The following is a 16,792-nucleotide window of genomic DNA, read 5'->3' on the forward strand; positions in this document are numbered from 1 at the left end:
CAAAGGCCCGCACACCTGGTGGTGTGCGGGCCTCCTGCGTCACGGGACCTACCGGAGGCGGGCCATCAGGGCGTGTTCCACGAGCGTGATGAGGGCGCTCTTGGCGTCGGCGCGGTGGCGGGCGTCGGTGGTGATGATGGGGGTGTCCGGGCCGATCTGGAGGGCCTCGCGGACCTCGTCGGGCGTGTACGGCTGGTGGCCGTCGAAGCCGTTGAGGGCGATGACGAACGGCAGTCCGCTGTTCTCGAAGTAGTCGACGGCCGGGAAGCAGTCGGCGAGACGGCGGGTGTCCACGAGGACGACCGCGCCGATGGCGCCGCGTACCAGGTCGTCCCACATGAACCAGAAGCGGTCCTGTCCGGGCGTACCGAAGAGGTACAGGATCAGGTCCTGGTCCAGGGTGATGCGGCCGAAGTCCATGGCGACCGTGGTGGTCGTCTTGTCGCCGGTGTGGGTGAGGTCGTCGATGCCCGCGGACGCAGACGTCATGACGGCCTCGGTACGCAGCGGGTTGATCTCCGAGACGGCGCCGACGAACGTGGTCTTGCCCACGCCGAATCCGCCCGCCACCACGATCTTCGCGCTGGTGGTTGAGCGGGCTGCACCGCCGCTAGAGCTTGCGAAGTCCACTGAGCACCCTTTCGAGCAGTGTCACGTCTGGCTGGCCGCCGGCGGACTCGTCGCCGCCGGGCTGGTGGATGGCGACAAGTCCGGCCTCCGCCAGGTCGGCGACGAGGATCCGGGCAACGCCGAGGGGGATGGAGAGGAGTGCCGAGATCTCGGCGACCGACTTGATCTCGAAGCACAGCCGGCAGATCCGCTGGTGCTCGGGCAACTGCCCTTGCAGCCGCGACGGATCGGCCGTGGTGGACACCAGCGCCTCGATGGCGAGCTGGTACCGGGGCCTCGTCCGGCCGCCGGTCATGGCGTACGGACGGACCAGCGGATTGTGGTTGCCCGACGTGGGCGCGGGCTCCGGACGCCGACGCTGCTGCACCGGCTGGATGCGCGGTGCCTGCGGCTGGACGTAGGAAGGACCGGGCTGCGGCTGCTGGTAGGGCTGCGGCTGCTGCATGCCGCCCTGACCGCTTGGTGCGGAAGGGAAGTTGAAGCGGTTCTGGGCGTTCTCACCCTGCGACTGGTGCGCACCGTCATATGGGTGGTGTCCGCCTGGGGGTGTTGCCACTTTTCCTCCTCCGACTGCCGTTCACCGGTTCCATGTCCCTGTGGAGCCGCGCCACCGCACCCTATGGTGCGGTGGCGAGAAACGCACGGTCTGTCTGCTAGTTGAGAAGACTTCCCTGGAGTTCGGCGCGGAGGTCCGGGGTGAGGACGCTGCCCGCGCGGTCCACCAGAAGGGCCATCTCGTAGCCGACCAGACCGATGTCGGCGTCCGGGTGGGCGAGGACGGCCAGCGAGGAACCGTCCGAGATCGACATGATGAAGAGGAAGCCGCGCTCCATCTCCACCACCGTCTGGTTGACCGCGCCGCCCTCGAAGATCCGGGACGCCCCAGCCGTCAGCGACGTCAGACCCGACGCCACCGCAGCGAGCTGGTCGGCACGGTCACGGGGGAAACCCTCGGACATCGCCAGCAGGAGTCCGTCGGCGGAGACCACCACCGTGTGGGACACCCCGGGGGTGTTGTCCACGAAGTTGGTGATCAACCAGTTGAGATTCTGCGCCGCCTGGCTCATCGGGCTCACACTAACGCTCCTGGTTGTAGGTACTACCCGGGCCGAGGCCCGATCCGTTCGTGTCCGTTCCCGCGTTGCGTCCCTGCTGGACACCACGCCGCAGGTTGCTCAACCTGCCGCGCACATCCTCCGGGGCACGGGAGACCTGTGGGCCGCCCTGCGGGGTCTGCTCCGCCGTCCCCTCGACCAGGTTGGCCTTGGGAACGCGCCGCGGGAGCCCGGACGGGGTGACCCCGCCGGCCTTGGGCTCGCGGAGCTTCTCGGCCCGCTGCCAGCGCTCGTCGTTGGTCGAGCGCCAGCCCTCGGAACCGCTGTCCTCACTGCTGCTCTGCGAGGCCCGCTGGACCGGCTGCGTCTGCTCCGCCTGAGGAACCTGCTGCTGCGGGGCCGGAGCCTTCTGCTGGCTGCCGCGGCGCGGCAGGCCGGCGTCGGTCAGCTCGTGACCGGCGCTCGGGGTGGGGCCCGAGGAGAAGCCTACGCGTTCCCGGCCGTTCGCGGGAGCGCCCTGCGCAGATTCCGATTCCGCTCCGTACCCGGAGGCGTAACCGCCCTCGTACGAGCCCTGATCGGCCCACTCGCCCTGGTGGGGCTGGGGGTCGAACTGGTTGTCGTACTGCGGCTGCTGGGTCTCCTGAGCCGGAAAACCGGATTCCGCATAGGAGGGTTCAGCGTACTCGCCAGGCGCGTAGTCGCCGCCGCCGTACTGGTCGTACGCGGGCTGCTGCTGGTGCTGCTGCTCGTAGCCCTCGTAGCCGTCCTGGGCGTACGCGTCCTGCTGCTCGTACCCCTGCCGCTCGTACCCCTGCTGCTCGTACCCGTACTGCTCCTGGCCGCCCTGCTGGTCGTACGCGGGGGCCTGCTGCTCCTGGGCGACCTCGTCGCGGAACATGGGGCGCTCGGCCTCGGAGGCGCCGTGGAGCTGCGCGCCCAGTGCGGCGCGGCGCTCCTCGCGCATCCGGGAGCGGCCCACCGGGTCCAGCGTGGCACCGTCACCGTTCGGCTTCTCGTACCGGGAGTCGTCGAAGCCGAGCTCCGCAGCCGTCCGCAGCGGCGCCGCCTCGAACGCCTTCTGCTCCGGGATGATCTGGGAGACGGTGAAGTCGTCCTCCATGGACGGGTCGCCACCACCACCGTGGGTGATCGCGTCCGGCAGCATGACCAGCGACGTCGTACCGGCCTGCTCGCCCGAGGGGCGGAGCTGGACGCGGATGCCGTGCCGGTCGGCGAGGCGGCCGACCACGAACAGGCCCATGCGCTGCGAGATCGCGGCGTCCACGGTCGGCGGGTTGGCCAGCTTGTGGTTGATGTCGGCGAAGTCCTCGGCCGTCAGGCCGATGCCCTTGTCGTGGATCTCGATCATCACGCGGCCGTCCGGGAGACGGGTCGCGGTGACGCGGACCTTGGTCTGCGGCGAGGAGAACGTCGTGGCGTTCTCCAGCAGCTCGGCCAGCAGGTGCACGAGGTCGGTCACGGCCTGGCCGTGGATCTCCGACTCCGGTACGCCGGTGAGCTCGATGCGCTCGTACTGCTCCACCTCGGAGGAGGCGGCGCGCAGCACGTCCACCAGCGGGACCGGCTGGTTCCAGCGGCGGCCGGGCTCCTCGCCCGCGAGGATGAGGAGGTTCTCGCCGTTGCGGCGCATACGGGTCGCGAGGTGGTCCAGCCGGAAGAGGTTCTCGAGCTGGTCCGGGTCGGCCTCGTTGTTCTCCAGCTCGGTGATCAGGGTCAACTGGCCCTCGATCAGCGACTGGTTGCGCTGCGACAGGTTGGTGAAGATCGCGTTGACGTTGCCCCGCAGCAGGGCCTGCTCGGCGGCGAGCCGGACGGCCTCGCGGTGCACCTGGTCGAACGCGCGGGCGACCTCGCCGATCTCGTCCTGGGAGTCGATCGGGATGGGCTGCACGCGGGTGTCGACCCGGCCCGGGTCGGTGCGGGAGAGCTGGTCGACCAGCATCGGCAGGCGCTGCTCGGCGATGCCGAAGGCGGCGCTGCGCAGCCGGCTCATCGAGGTGCTCATCTGCCGGGCCATCATCCCGGCCAGGATGAACGCGGCCAGCAGGGCGACCACGACGATGGCGCCGTTGACGATGGCGTCGGTCTTGGCGTCCGAGGAGATCTCGGCGGCCTCGTCCACGGCCTTGTTCACAAGGTCCGTGCTGACCTCGCCGTAGCCGTCGAACTTGGACGTGGAGGCACCCAGCCAGGTCTCTTTGGTGATGCCCTTGGCGCGGAGCTCCTTGATCGCGTCCGCGTCCTCGCTGTTGCCGATCGCCACGGCCATCGGCGCGAGGACCGAGCCCTTGTCGTCCTTCGGCAGGGTGATGCCCGCGGCCTGGAGCTGCTTGTCGCCCTCCATGGCCCGGCGCTTCATGACCGCCGCGAGCTTCTCCACATCCTCTTCGGTACCGCCGGACTGGAATTCGGCGAGGGCGATCTGCTCCAGGTAGTTGTACGAATTGAACGCCTTGGTCTGCGCGGCGAACGTTTCGTCGTCCTTGCTCGGCCGGACCAGCAGGTGCATACCGATCGAGCGCTGGAGCGACTCGGCCGCCTGGGCGAGCTGAATGGCGTAGACCATACGGCCGTAGGAGGTGACGTTGCCGGTGCCCAGGCCGAGCTCGTTGGAGAACTCCATCAGGGAGTGCTGGACCTGGACGTAGCCCTCTTCGGTCTTCACCGGGTCCAGAGCCTTTGTGTACGCGCCCTGGCGCAGCGCCTCGAGCTTCGGCTCCTCGTTGCGGAAGAGCTCCAGCCGGCGCTCCAGGCCCTGCCCGGACGGCATGTCCTGGACGGCCGCGTCGAACTTCTCCTTCGCGGCCTCCGTCGCCTCGTACGCCTCGGTGACCTTCGGGTCGTCGCGCTTCCCGGCGAGCAGCGGTACGGCGGTGAGGTCCCGCTCGTTGAGCAGCGCCTGGCCGTACTCCGAGGCGGCGCGCACGATGAGCGCCGTCTTCTCGGCGTCCTGCGCCTCCTGCCAGGTGTCGATCGACGTCTTGACCTGGAAGCCGCCCATGACGAGCCCGACGAGCACGGGAATGAGGAGGATGGCGTTCAGGCGCGTCGCCACGCGCCAGTTGCGCGGGGACAGCTTGCTGGAGCTGCCAGTGCCACCGCTGCCGCCGGAGGCGGCCGGTGGCGTTCCGGGCGTATCGGCAGGCGGCACCGCTGTGCGTGCGGGCGGGGTGAAGTTGCCCCGCGCCTGCTGCTCTGCGGCGCTTTTCGTGCTTCGCCTCACTCGACCAACAACCTCTCGGCGCCGGCACCTAGGTTGTGCCGTTTTTCTGTTCAGGGCCGTACTACTCGGGAGTTCGTCGCATTGCAGCATGTAAAGCGGCCGCGTTCCAAACCCCCCGATCGGGTCATGACCAGTGGTTCAGACCTCAGATAAAACGGGCATAAAGAGCGAGCCCCGCCAAAAGGCGGGGCTCATGTGCGCACACAGGCACCATACGGATGCGTCTCGTGTCCGAGGCCCCGCAATTCTCTGTCGAAACGTTATGAACACCGGGGCCGACCGTGTCAAAGGACACACCCGGCCCCTGTTCGTCCCTACGACAACTGCCGTACGACCACGTCTACTTGAGGCGGGCCATCAGGGCGTGTTCCACGAGCGTGATGAGGGCGCTCTTGGCGTCGGCGCGGTGGCGGGCGTCGGTGGTGATGATGGGTGTGTCCGGGCCGATCTGGAGGGCCTCGCGGACCTCGTCGGGCGTGTACGGCTGGTGGCCGTCGAAGCCGTTGAGGGCGATGACGAACGGCAGGCCGCTGTTCTCGAAGTAGTCGACGGCCGGGAAGCAGTCGGCCAGCCTTCTCGTGTCGACGAGGACGACCGCGCCGATGGCGCCGCGTACCAGGTCGTCCCACATGAACCAGAAGCGGTCCTGTCCGGGCGTACCGAAGAGGTACAGGATCAGGTCCTGGTCCAGGGTGATGCGGCCGAAGTCCATGGCGACCGTGGTGGTCGTCTTGTCGCCGGTGTGGGTGAGGTCGTCGATGCCCGCGGAGGCGGACGTCATGACGGCCTCGGTACGCAGCGGGTTGATCTCCGAGACGGCGCCGACGAACGTGGTCTTGCCCACGCCGAATCCGCCCGCCACCACGATCTTCGCGGAGGTGGTGGAACGACCGCCTCCCACACCGCCGCTAGAGCTTGCGAAGTCCACTGAGCACCCTTTCGAGCAGTGTCACATCCGGCGTTCCGCCGGCCTCTCCATTGCCCGGCTGGTGGATCGCCACCATGCCCGCCTCCGCCAGGTCGGCGACGAGGATCCGGGCGACGCCCAGCGGCATCGACAGCAGCGCCGACACCTCCGCCACCGACTTCACCTCACGGCACAGGTGGCAGATCCGCTGGTGCTCGGGAAGCAGGCTTCCCAGGTGGGCCGGGTCGGCCGTGGTGCTGACCAGCGCCTCGATGGCGAGCTGGTAGCGCGGCCTCGTCCGGCCGCCGGTCATGGCGTACGGCCGGACCAGCGGCTGGTCGCCTTCATGCCCGTACCCGGTGTCCATGGGGACACCGTACGGATCGTGAGAGGCGGGGGGCGGGGTCATTGATCCTCCAGTGACAGCAGGTGGTCTGCCTGTCGTCTGACTGGGCCGGTGGGGGGCCGGAGGGGGCGGCCGACGATGAACAAGGCATGAGGGGGGAGGGTACGGATTGGGGCGTACCGCCTCAGTGGAGCAGGCTTCCCTGGAGTTCCGCGCGGAGGTCCGGGGTGAGGACGCTGCCCGCGCGGTCCACGAGCAGTGCCATCTCGTACCCGACGAGGCCGATGTCCGCGTCCGGGTGCGCGAGCACGGCCAGGGAGGAACCGTCCGAGATGGACATCAGGAAGAGGAAGCCGCGCTCCATCTCCACCACGGTCTGGGCGACGGCGCCGCCCTCGAAGATCCGGGACGCCCCCGCGGTCAGCGAGGTCAGCCCGGACGCCACGGCCGCGAGCTGGTCGGCGCGGTCGCGGGGAAAGCCTTCGGACATGGCCAGCAGGAGTCCGTCGGCGGAGACCACCACCGTGTGGGACACCCCGGGGGTGTTGTCCACGAAGTTGGTGATCAACCAATTCAGGTTCTGGGCCGCCTGGCTCATCGGTCTCAACTAACGCTCCTGCTGGTGAGTGGGGCCGATATGGAAACTGCCCGTGGTGGAGCTGCCCGCCTGGCGCCCCTGCTGGATGCCCCGGCGGAGGTTGGTCAGGCGGCCGCGTACGTCATCAGGCGCACGCGAGACCTGCGGACCGGACTGGTGGGTGGACTCCTGCGCGGTCCCCGGCACCAGGTTGGCACGCGGGACCCGGCGGGGGAGGCCGGAGGTGGTGACGCCGCCCGCGGCGGGCTTGCGGACCCGCTCGGCCTGGCGCACCAGCTCGTCATTGGGGGAGGTGCGCCACGACGTGGCCGCGTCCGAACCCTGACCCGGACCCTGGCCGGCGCCCTGGGAGTCACGGCGCGGCGGCGGCGACGATGCGGGTCGCTGCTGCGCCGGCCGGGACGGCTGCGCGGGCTGCGGTACGGCCGGGGTCGGCACGGTCTGGTCGTGGGCGGGGTACTGACCGCCGCCGGAGCCGCGCTGGGGGCGGCCCTGCTGCGGCTGCTGCGGCTGCTGGGACTGCTGGGCCTGACCGTTCTGGTTGAACCAGTTGGTCTCCAGCGTGTCGTACAGCGGCGTACGGCCGTCCCCGGCGCCGGGTGCGGCCGGCAGCGCCTCGGGCTCCGGGCGCCCGGCGTTGTAGTCGGGGCGGGCGAACTGGGCCGTGGAGGCGGGGTCCTGGCGGGCGTACTGCCCGGTGGTCTCCGGCTCGTCGTGGCCGCGCGGCACGTCGGCGCCCCAGCTCGTGGTCTGGGGGCGCTGCGGGCGCTGCTGCTGGGAGTACGGGGCCTGCTGCTGGGGCTGCTGCGGCTGCTGGGCCTGCTGCTGCCCGGGCTGCTGCGGGGCGGCGCCGGGAAGTTCGGCGCGCGGCCCGCCGGCGGGCGGGAGCTGCTGGCCGGCTCGGCCGCCCTGATCGGCGGGGCCGTTCTGCCAGACGTCCGAGCGCGTCGGGATGCCGTTGTCGCCGGCACCCCGGCCGCCGCCGGCGCCGCCGCCGAAGGCGCCCGCCACACCGGCGCCCTGACGCTGCGGGTCCTGCGGCTGCTGCTGGGGCTGCTGCGGCTGACCCGCCGGACCCGCCTGACCCGGCCGGCCCTGGCGCCCGGGCTGACCGCCCTGGCCGATGCCGGCGCCCTGGCCCATGCCGGTGCCCTGACCGGAGCCGCCCATGCCGGCGCCCTGAACGGGGCCGCCCATGCCGGTGCCCTGAGCGGAGCCACCCTGACCGGGGCCGCCCTGGAGACCGCCCGGTCGCCCGGCGGCGTCGTCCCGGCCGGGCAGCGCGGCCCGGGGTCCGGAGCCCGCACCGACCTGGCCACGGGCACCGCCGGCGCCCGCACCCGCCCCGGCACCCGGACCGGCGCCGAGGCCCTGCCGGGCCGTGGGCGCACCGCCGGGGCCACCCGGACCACCGGTCAGACCCGGGCGGCCGCCACCGGCCGCACCCGGGCCGCCGGTCAGCCGGCCGGCCGGGCCCGCGGGGCCCTGCGGGATGGCGCCCTGACCGCCCTGGCCGCCCTGGCCGGGCTTGCCGGGAAGCTTCTTGCCGCCCTGGGCGACGTCCACCGGGAGCATGACCAGCGCGGTCGTACCGCCCGAGTCGGAGGGACGGAGCTGGATGCGGATGCCGTGCCGCAGCGACAGGCGGCCGACCACGAACAGACCCATGCGCCGGGACACCGACACGTCCACGGTGGGCGGCGAGGCGAGCCGCTCGTTGATCGCGGCGAGGTCCTCGGGGGACAGGCCGATACCGGTGTCGTGGATCTCGACCAGCACACGGCCGTCGGGCAGCGCGTGACCGGTGACCCGGACCTTGGTCTGGGGGGAGGAGAACGACGTCGCGTTCTCCAGCAGCTCGGCGAGCAGGTGCACGAGGTCGTTGACGACACGGCCCGCGACCTCGGTCGCCGGCACGGCGGCCAGCTCGATGCGCTCGTACTGCTCCACCTCGGAGGCGGCGGCACGGAGCACGTCGACCAGCGGGACGGGCCGGGTCCACCGGCGCCCCGGCTCCTCACCCGCGAGGACGAGCAGGTTCTCACCGTTACGGCGCATACGCGTGGCGAGGTGGTCCAGCTTGAACAGCGAGGAGAGCTGGTCCGGGTCGGCCTCGCGGGACTCCAGCTCGGAGATCAACGAGAGCTGGCGCTGGATGAGACCCTGCGAACGGCGCGAGAGGTTGGTGAACATCGCGTTGACGTTGCCCCGCAGCAGGGCCTGCTCGGCGGCGAGGCGGACCGCCTCGCGGTGCACGTCGTCGAAGGCCGCGGCCACCTGGCCGATCTCGTCCCGGGAGTGCACACCGACCGACTCCACGGACGTGTCGACGTCCTGCGGGTCGGCCTCGGAAAGCTGCTTGACCAGCTCGGGCAGCCGCTCCTGGGCGACCTTGGTGGCCGTGTCCTGGAGTCGCCGCAGCGACCGGATCATGGACCGGGCCACCACGAAGGCGCCGACCAGCGAGACGCCGAGGACGAGGAGGATCAGCGCACCGTTGATGATCGCGTCGCGCTGCTCCTCGCGGCGCAGCTCACGGGCCGTGCTGTCCATCTGGCCGAGCAGGTCGGCCTCGATGGTCTTCATGGCCGTCATCTTGGAGTCGTACGCGTCGGTCCAGTCGAGGTAACCGCGCGGCTCCTGCTGCTTCATGCCCTCGTCGCTGCGGAGCACGTGGTCGGCGTACTCGTCCGCCTTGGCGATGGAGGGGTTGTTCGGGCCGAGGGGCGCCAGGAGCTCGGTCGGGTCACCGCCCGCGGAGGTGTAGATCCTCGTGAACGACTCGAGGGCCTGCCGCTCGTTGTCCTGGGCGGCGGCGCCGTACTCACGGTCGTTCGGGTCGAGCCTGCCCCTGGACTGGTTGGTCGTCGGCAGGGCGGCCGCGATGATCGCGCGCTGGATGGAGGCGTACTCCTTGGCGGACGAGAACGCGGCCAGCGCGCGGGTCCGCTTGATCATCTCCGGGTTGCTGGTCGCCTGCGCCATGTCCTGGGAGAGGCTGAGCAGCGAGTTGATCAGACGGTTGTAGCGCTCGACCGTCTGGAAGTCCTGGGAGCCGTCCTTGTACGCGCCCTCGCGGATCGAGCCGAGGGTCACGACCTGGCTGGCGATCTGGGTCACGTTGGCGTGGATGCTCTGGAGGGCCTCGTCGCCCTGCGTGTCGCCGATCGCGGCGGTGGCGTCGAGGAACGCCTTCTGCGCCCGGTCCGCTTCCTTGCGCGGCTCGGTGACCTTGAACTCCGTCGGCGCGACGCCGTTGGAGAGCGGACCGGCCGTCAGGTCGCGTTCCTGCTGGAGGGCCTGGGCGAGGTCGGTCGCCTCCTGGGTCAGCTTGGTCAGGAGCTGCATGTGGTCCAACTGCTCCATGTCGTTCATGGATTCGTTGATACGAATGCCGCCCAGGGTGGTCGCGGCGACCACGGGGAGGGCGAGCAGCGAGACCAGTCGCGTGCTGATGCGCCAGTTGCGCAGGGCTATTCGCGCACCGGCGTCGGTGGGACTCTTCGGCGTGGCCGAGCCCTTCGCGGCCTTCGCCGCGGCGGACTTCCCGGCCTTGCCGGACTTGCCGGCCTTGCCCTTGGCGTCGCCGCCCTGCCCGGCTCCCGAACGTCCCGCACGGTCGCCACTGTCCCCGGCGGCGGCCGGTCCGTGGTTCTGGGTGTGCTGGGCCGAGGAGCCGCGGTCGGTCCCGCCGCGAGGCTCCTGCTCCGCCGCAGCTTCCCCTCGGCCCTGGCGGGCCTGGGGAGACCCGTTGCCATCCCTCTTGAAACGTCCCTGCACTAGCGTCGCAACCTCTGGACCAGGCGTCCCCCCGCGCGAACGGACAGGACGGTGTCGGCGTCGTGGAGCGCGAGCGCGCTCCAGTGGTGGTCGTGAGTGACCGGCGCAGACCCCCCTTCCTCACCGCCGCTCGGCGCTGTGTTGCGCCCCAGCGCGCCGGTCCGGAACCCGCGGCGGTGCGTGGAATTCCAGCACAGTGCCGGATCTCCAACAAGGCCGACGACCGGCACCCGGACGGGTGTCACAAGCCGTGAGGGCCGGGTCACCCGGCGTAGAAGTCGATCAGGGAGGAATCGGGCGTTCATGTACGAGTCGCTGGTCGGCCCCATGGGGGAGGGGGGTGTCCCAGTCGCGATGATCAGCAGCGGAATGCTGCGTTCAGGTACGCAATGTCCGTTTACCCCACCCCCGGGACCCGCCCGCTATGCCGGAATCGTCCCCGACTGCGTGAGCAAACTCACATATAGATCGTTGCCATCTACCGTCAATTGCGGGGAATCCCATGTTTAGCCTGACGCTTTACAAAGACGGAGCAACTGCCAACCAGGCGCCCCGGCGGCGCCCGCACACCGAGGTCTGAAACCACCGATGAAGACGACGATGACCATGCGCAGCATCGCCAACCCGCGCCGCACCACCCTGATGCACCTGGCCGACGCCGGTGAGCTCGACCAGGGCGCGCGGCCGGACCACTCGGTGGACCTCCCCGCCAGCACCGCCAACCCGCGCCGCACGACCCTGATGGACGCCCCGGTCCCGGCCGCGCGGTAATAACGGCAGGTGGCATGCGCCTCCCGCGTTAGCCTGGAGCGTCAGACTCCAGCCAGCGGAAGTAAGGGGCACGGCATCCCGTGCGCATCGCCAGATTCTCCATCGACGGCAATGTCGCCTTCGGCGCGGTCGAGGGCGACGGCGCCCCCGGCGAAGAGGGCGCTCTCGTCCTCAACATCATCAAGGGTATTCCGTACGCCGACTTCGAACTCAGCGGGACCAAGGTCCCGCTGAGCAAGGTCCGGCTGCTGCCGCCCGTGCTGCCCAACAAGGTCGTGGCCATCGGCCGCAACTACGCGGAGCACGCCGCGGAGCTCGGCAACGAGGTCCCGGACGTCCCCGTCGCCTTCTTCAAGCCCACCACCTCGGTGATCGGCTCGGGCGACGCCATCGAGTACCCCTCCTTCTCGAACGAGCTGCACCACGAGGCCGAGCTCGCCGTCGTCATCGGCCGCATGTGCCGCGAGGTCCCGCGCGAGCGGGTCAAGGACGTCATCTTCGGCTACACCTGCGCCAACGACGTCACCGCCCGCGACGCCCAGCAGCGCGAGAAGCAGTGGGCCCGCGCCAAGGGCTTCGACACCTCCTGCCCGCTCGGCCCCTGGGTGGAGACGGACCTCGACCCCGCCGACGTCACGATCCAGTGCACCGTCAACGGAGAACAGCGCCAGTTGGGTCGTACGAGCGACATGATCCGCTCCATCGAGGACCTCGTCGTCCACATCACCGAGGCCATGACGCTGCTCCCGGGCGACGTCATCCTCACGGGCACCCCGGCCGGAGTCGGACCGCTCAACGTCGGCGACGAGGTCGCCGTCACCATCGAAGGCATCGGCACTCTCACCAACAAGGTGATCAAGCGTGGCTAACGCGATCCGCGTACGTTTCTGTCCCTCGCCGACCGGCAACCCCCACGTGGGCCTGGTCCGCACCGCCCTGTTCAACTGGGCCTTCGCCCGGCACAACCAGGGCACCATGGTCTTCCGCATCGAGGACACCGACGCGGCCCGCGACTCGGAGGAGTCCTACCAGCAGCTCCTCGACTCGCTGCGCTGGCTCGGCCTCGACTGGGACGAGGGCCCCGAGATCGGCGGCCCCCACGCCCCGTACCGCCAGTCGCAGCGCATGGACATCTACAAGGACGTCGCCGACAAGCTGCTCGCCGGCGGCTACGCGTACCGCTGCTACTGCACCGCCACCGAGCTCGACGAGCGCCGCGAGGCCGCCCGCGCCGCCGGCAAGCCGTCCGGGTACGACGGCACGTGCCGCGACCTGAGCGACGAGCAGAAGGCGGCGTACGAGGCCGAGGGCCGCGAGTCCATCGTCCGCTTCCGGATGCCCGACGAGCCGATCACCTTCACGGACCTGGTCCGCGGCGAGCTGACCTTCACCCCGGACAACGTCCCGGACTACGGCATCGTCCGCGCCAACGGCGCCCCCCTCTACACGCTCGTCAACCCGGTCGACGACGCGCTGATGGAGATCACCCACGTGCTGCGCGGCGAGGACCTGCTGTCCTCCACCCCGCGCCAGATCGCGCTCTACAAGGCGCTCATCGAGCTCGGCATCGCCAAGGGCATCCCCGCCTTCGGCCACCTGCCGTACGTGATGGGCGAGGGCAACAAGAAGCTCTCCAAGCGCGACCCGCAGTCCTCCCTGAACCTGTACCGGGAGCGCGGCTTCCTCCCCGAGGGCCTGCTCAACTACCTGTCGCTCCTCGGCTGGTCCTTCTCCGCCGACCAGGACGTCTTCACCATCCCCGAGATGATCGCGAAGTTCGACATCGCGGACGTCAACGCCAACCCGGCCCGCTTCGACCTGAAGAAGGCCGAGGCGATCAACGCCGACCACATCCGCATGCTGGACGTGAAGGCGTTCACCGAGGCCTGCGAGCCCTGGCTGAAGGCCCCGCACGCCCCCTGGGCGCCGGAGGACTTCGACCGGGCCGCCTGGGAGGCCATCGCCCCGCACGCCCAGACCCGCCTGACCGTCCTGTCCGACATCACGGCCAACGTCGACTTCCTGTTCCTGAAGGAGCCGGTGCAGGACGAGGCGTCCTGGCAGAAGGCCATGAAGGAGGGCTCCGACGCCCTGCTGCGCACGGCCCGCGAGCGACTGTCGGACGCGGACTGGACCAGCCCCGAGTCCCTGAAGGGCGCCGTCCTCGCCGCCGGCGAGGAGCACGGCCTCAAGCTCGGCAAGGCCCAGGCCCCGGTCCGCGTCGCCGTCACCGGCCGCACGGTCGGCCTGCCGCTGTTCGAGTCGCTGGAGATCCTCGGCAAGGACCGCACCCTGGCCCGCATCGACGCGGCCCTGGCGAAGCTCGCCGCGTAATCCGTACCCGTACGTGCGAGGGGGGCGGCCACCGGACACCCGGTGGCCGCCCCTCCGGCGTTGTCGGAGGCCGCCGCTAGGGTCGGCAACGATCATCGTCGCCGGCCGTCCGGAGGAATTCCCATGCCCATGCCCGCTCCCGACCTCTCCCGGCGCTTCACGCCGGGGCACCGCTTCCGCGAGGAGACCGGACTCACCGGCACGATGTCGCTGGTGCGGGCCGGGGAGCTGTGGCTGCCCACGGGCCGGGTCGTCGCCTGTGATCCCTTCGTCGAGCTGGGCAGCGGCGAGGCGAAGCCCTTCACCGCGGAAGTGGCGCCGGGCCGCTACCGGGTCGAGTGCGCCGTGGCCACGCTCGCCGAGCCCGACGAGCCGCCGTCCGCCACCCCGCACCGGCGTATGGCCGCCGCCCGCCTGGTGATCACCGAGGCCCCGGCCGTCACCTGGGAGATCGCCCACCACGCCGACCAGGACCCGGCGGACCTCGCCGACGACGAGTTCTTCGCCTACCCGGTCGACGCCGGCACCGGTTGCTTCTACGACGCCGCGTGCGACGAATCCTTCCCGGACTGCCAGGGCGACGAGGGCCCCCTGTGGGACGCCTTCGACGCGGGCGGCGACGCCTACCTCGGCCCCCACACGGTCACCGCCCCCGACACCGGCCACAACCTGATCGCCTTCATGTCCGGCTGGGGCGACGGTGCCTACCCCACCTGGGTCGGCCGCGACGCCTCCGGTGCCGTCACCTGCTTCGTCACCGACTTCTTCGTCGTGCCGGACGAGACGCAGACGGCTGCCGCGTAGGCTCGGCCGCATGCCGATCCGCGCCGTCCTGTGGGACATCGACGACACGATCTTCGACTACGCGAGCGCCGACCGCGCCGGCATGCTGCACCACCTGCGGGCCGAGGGCCTGGTCAACGGGTACGAATCCGTCGACCAGGCCCTCACCCGCTGGAAGGAGCTCACCACCCTCCACTGGCGGCGCTTCGAGGCCGGCGGGGTCGGGTTCGAGGAGCAGCGGCGCGACCGGGTGCGGGACTTCCTGGGGGAGGCGCTGACGGACGAGGAGGCGGACGCCTGGTTCCAGCGCTACCTGCGGCACTACGAGGCCGCCTGGGAGCTGTTCCCCGACACCCTGCCGGTCCTGGAGCTGCTGGCGGCCGACTACCGGCACGCCGCCCTGTCGAACTCCTCCGTCCACAACCAGGACCGCAAGCTGCGCGTGCTGGGCGTGCGCGACCGCTTCGAGGTGCTGCTCTGCGCCGCCGAGCTGGGCGTCGCCAAGCCGGACCCGGCCGCCTTCCACGCCGCCTGCGACGCCCTGCGGCTGCGTCCGGCCGAGGTGGCGTACGTCGGTGATCACCCGGACATCGACGCCCGGGGCGCCGTGGAGGCCGGGCTGACCGGGATCTGGCTGGACCGCAGTGGGGCCGGCGGGAGACCCGAGCTCACGACGATCACGGGCCTCGACCAGCTCCCCGCCCTGCTGCGCGGCGATACCCGTTTTGGAGCCCCGGACTCCTTCGGGTAATGTTCTTTCTGCGCCGAGGGGAGCGGGCCGAAAGGCCGGAACCCGGAAGCGTAACCCGAACAAAATCCCCACCGGGGGTTGCGTTTTGGTGGCCTATGGTGTAATTGGCAGCACGACTGATTCTGGTTCAGTTAGTCTAGGTTCGAGTCCTGGTAGGCCAGCTCGCAGAGCTCATCTGCATCGCGGATCTGATCCGCAAAGCCCCCGTTGTGTAGCGGCCTAGCACGCCGCCCTCTCAAGGCGGTAGCGCCGGTTCGAATCCGGTCGGGGGTACAGATCCTTCCCGCGAGGTCGTCTGGGTAGCTCCCATGTCCTCGATGCAGGATCGCTAGGGCCCCCGTTGTGTAGCGGCCTAGCACGCCGCCCTCTCAAGGCGGTAGCGCCGGTTCGAATCCGGTCGGGGGTACCAACTGGTCTAAACCAGTGGCCTATGGTGTAATTGGCAGCACGACTGATTCTGGTTCAGTTAGTCTAGGTTCGAGTCCTGGTAGGCCAGCGGATCTCTTTTGATCTTGCCCCCGTTGTGTAGCGGCCTAGCACGCCGCCCTCTCAAGGCGGTAGCGCCGGTTCGAATCCGGTCGGGGGTACCACAGAGGAAGCCCTCCCCAGCAGGGGAGGGCTTCTTCGCGTGCACGGGCAGGGTTGGGTGGAGAGACAACTCCGGCCCACCGCTGCGGCGTTGAAGCGGTGGGCCGGGAGTCGGCAGCAGGGACGGTGGTCAGCCGGCGCGGCGCAGCGCGTCCGACAGGCGGGCGGCCGCGTCGATGACGGCCTGGGCGTGCATCCGGCCCGGGTGGCGGGTCAGGCGCTCGATCGGCCCCGACACCGACACGGCGGCCACCACGCGGTTCGACGGGCCCCGTACGGGCGCGGAGACGGACGCCACGCCCGGCTCGCGCTCACCGATCGACTGGGCCCAGCCGCGGCGCCGTACGCCCGACAGGGCCGTCGCCGTGAAGCGGGCGCCCTGGAGGCCCCGGTGCAGCCGCTCCGGCTCCTCCCAGGCCATGAGGATCTGGGCGGAGGAGCCCGCCTTCATGGTGAGCGTGGAGCCGACCGGCACGGTGTCCCGCAGTCCGGACAGCCGCTCCGCCGCGGCGACGCAGATGCGCATGTCGCCCTGGCGCCGGTAGAGCTGCGCGCTCTCCCCGGTCACGTCACGCAGATGAGTCAGTACCGGTCCGGCCGTGGCCAGCAGACGGTCCTCACCGGCCGCGGCGGCGAGCTCCGCCAGCCGCGGGCCCAGGATGAACCGGCCCTGCATGTCCCTCGCCACCATCCGGTGGTGTTCCAGTGCCACGGCAAGGCGATGTGCCGTGGGTCGTGCGAGCCCTGTCGCCGCGACCAGCCCGGCGAGGGTGGCCGGACCGGACTCCAGGGCGCTCAATACCAGAGCTGCCTTGTCGAGAACGCCGACGCCGCTAGAGTTGTCCATGCAACGATATTCACGTCTCACTCTGTGAAACGCAAGTTCAATTTCTCCAGGAACTTGCCACCCTGTACGTGCGACCCGACGACCAACGGGTCTCGATGTCGACGTCCAGCACGTGAAACGTGGGTTTACGGGCGTGGGCCCACTGATCTCTAGAG

General features: G+C 70.4%; 14 protein-coding genes and 5 tRNA genes. 10 read left to right on the forward strand and 9 right to left on the reverse strand.

Translation table 11 applies throughout. The features are described 5' to 3' along the window. Positions 1–48 precede the first annotated feature (48 nt). From ACZ46W_RS10075 to ACZ46W_RS10110, 8 genes are all read right to left on the reverse strand, one after another. The gene (locus ACZ46W_RS10075; protein ID WP_069978110.1) at positions 49–630 is read right to left on the reverse strand and encodes a GTP-binding protein; all 582 of its coding nucleotides are present in this window, start codon (positions 628–630) and stop codon (positions 49–51) included. Next, positions 611–1,186, reverse strand: a complete 576-nt coding sequence (locus tag ACZ46W_RS10080; protein WP_468334213.1) for a DUF742 domain-containing protein — start codon at positions 1,184–1,186, stop codon at positions 611–613. The genes ACZ46W_RS10075 and ACZ46W_RS10080 overlap by 20 nt, the downstream gene beginning before the upstream one ends. 97 nt (positions 1,187–1,283) lie before the next feature. Then, complete coding sequence (locus tag ACZ46W_RS10085; protein WP_006127847.1) at positions 1,284–1,697, reverse strand: roadblock/LC7 domain-containing protein; 414 nt, start codon at positions 1,695–1,697, stop codon at positions 1,284–1,286. Positions 1,698–1,707: 10 nt separating this feature from the next. Further along, positions 1,708–4,932, reverse strand: coding sequence for a sensor histidine kinase (locus tag ACZ46W_RS10090; RefSeq protein WP_468334216.1), 3,225 nt, complete (start codon positions 4,930–4,932; stop codon positions 1,708–1,710). A 340-nt stretch (positions 4,933–5,272) separates the two neighbouring features. Beyond that, a complete protein-coding gene (locus ACZ46W_RS10095) occupies positions 5,273–5,860 on the reverse strand; it encodes a GTP-binding protein (protein ID WP_468334219.1) in 588 nt (195 codons plus the stop codon). Then, positions 5,841–6,248 (reverse strand): DUF742 domain-containing protein, encoded by a 408-nt coding sequence (locus tag ACZ46W_RS10100; RefSeq protein WP_366131676.1) that lies wholly within the window; start codon positions 6,246–6,248, stop codon positions 5,841–5,843. The genes ACZ46W_RS10095 and ACZ46W_RS10100 overlap by 20 nt, the downstream gene beginning before the upstream one ends. 121 nt (positions 6,249–6,369) lie before the next feature. Further along, entirely contained in the window at positions 6,370–6,783 is a 414-nt protein-coding gene (locus ACZ46W_RS10105) for a roadblock/LC7 domain-containing protein (RefSeq protein WP_064070344.1), read from the reverse strand. A gap of 9 nt (positions 6,784–6,792) precedes the next feature. Continuing rightward, a complete protein-coding gene (locus tag ACZ46W_RS10110) occupies positions 6,793–10,563 on the reverse strand; it encodes a sensor histidine kinase (protein WP_468334223.1) in 3,771 nt (1,256 codons plus the stop codon). Between the two features lie 588 nt (positions 10,564–11,151). On the opposite strand from ACZ46W_RS10110, the gene ACZ46W_RS10115 reads away from it, so the two are divergent. The 10 genes from ACZ46W_RS10115 (at position 11,152) to ACZ46W_RS10160 (ending at position 15,792) form a co-directional block, all read left to right on the forward strand. Next, on the forward strand, positions 11,152–11,334 hold the full coding sequence (locus ACZ46W_RS10115) for a hypothetical protein (protein WP_366131678.1): 183 nt from the start codon (positions 11,152–11,154) through the stop codon (positions 11,332–11,334). A gap of 80 nt (positions 11,335–11,414) precedes the next feature. Further along, positions 11,415–12,203, forward strand: coding sequence for a fumarylacetoacetate hydrolase family protein (locus ACZ46W_RS10120; protein WP_468334228.1), 789 nt, complete (start codon positions 11,415–11,417; stop codon positions 12,201–12,203). Continuing rightward, on the forward strand, positions 12,196–13,668 hold the full coding sequence (gene gltX, locus ACZ46W_RS10125) for a glutamate--tRNA ligase (RefSeq protein WP_468334231.1): 1,473 nt from the start codon (positions 12,196–12,198) through the stop codon (positions 13,666–13,668). The genes ACZ46W_RS10120 and gltX overlap by 8 nt, the downstream gene beginning before the upstream one ends. A 123-nt stretch (positions 13,669–13,791) precedes the next feature. Then, the gene (locus ACZ46W_RS10130; RefSeq protein WP_468334234.1) at positions 13,792–14,472 is read left to right on the forward strand and encodes a DUF4241 domain-containing protein; all 681 of its coding nucleotides are present in this window, start codon (positions 13,792–13,794) and stop codon (positions 14,470–14,472) included. Positions 14,473–14,482: 10 nt separating this feature from the next. Further along, a complete protein-coding gene (locus ACZ46W_RS10135; RefSeq protein WP_468334236.1) occupies positions 14,483–15,202 on the forward strand; it encodes an HAD family hydrolase in 720 nt (239 codons plus the stop codon). 89 nt (positions 15,203–15,291) lie between these two features. Then, positions 15,292–15,363: transfer RNA gene (locus ACZ46W_RS10140), tRNA-Gln, on the forward strand. 39 nt (positions 15,364–15,402) lie between these two features. Further along, positions 15,403–15,475, forward strand: a tRNA-Glu gene (locus tag ACZ46W_RS10145). Between the two features lie 60 nt (positions 15,476–15,535). Beyond that, positions 15,536–15,611, forward strand: a tRNA-Glu gene (locus tag ACZ46W_RS10150). Positions 15,612–15,626: 15 nt separating this feature from the next. Next, a tRNA-Gln gene (locus ACZ46W_RS10155) sits at positions 15,627–15,698 on the forward strand. A gap of 18 nt (positions 15,699–15,716) precedes the next feature. After that, positions 15,717–15,792 (forward strand) — tRNA-Glu (locus tag ACZ46W_RS10160). Between the two features lie 128 nt (positions 15,793–15,920). On the opposite strand, the gene ndgR is transcribed toward ACZ46W_RS10160, so the two are convergent. Continuing rightward, the gene (ndgR, locus tag ACZ46W_RS10165; RefSeq protein ID WP_366131683.1) at positions 15,921–16,637 is read right to left on the reverse strand and encodes an IclR family transcriptional regulator NdgR; all 717 of its coding nucleotides are present in this window, start codon (positions 16,635–16,637) and stop codon (positions 15,921–15,923) included. Between the last annotated feature and the right edge of the window lie 155 nt (positions 16,638–16,792).

The organism is Streptomyces sp. NPDC031064, from assembly GCF_055570965.1.

Excerpts from the sequence above, each read along its gene's own strand:
- ACZ46W_RS10135 (WP_468334236.1), top strand. The coding sequence starts at position 14,483 with ATGCCGATCCGCGCCGTCCTGTGGGACATCGACGACACGATCTTCGAC.
- ACZ46W_RS10085 (WP_006127847.1), bottom strand. The coding sequence starts at position 1,697 with ATGAGCCAGGCGGCGCAGAATCTCAACTGGTTGATCACCAACTTCGTG.
- ndgR (WP_366131683.1), bottom strand. The coding sequence starts at position 16,637 with ATGGACAACTCTAGCGGCGTCGGCGTTCTCGACAAGGCAGCTCTGGTA.
- ACZ46W_RS10105 (WP_064070344.1), bottom strand. The coding sequence starts at position 6,783 with ATGAGCCAGGCGGCCCAGAACCTGAATTGGTTGATCACCAACTTCGTG.
- ACZ46W_RS10115 (WP_366131678.1), top strand. The coding sequence starts at position 11,152 with ATGAAGACGACGATGACCATGCGCAGCATCGCCAACCCGCGCCGCACC.
- ACZ46W_RS10130 (WP_468334234.1), top strand. The coding sequence starts at position 13,792 with ATGCCCATGCCCGCTCCCGACCTCTCCCGGCGCTTCACGCCGGGGCAC.
- ACZ46W_RS10100 (WP_366131676.1), bottom strand. The coding sequence starts at position 6,248 with ATGACCCCGCCCCCCGCCTCTCACGATCCGTACGGTGTCCCCATGGAC.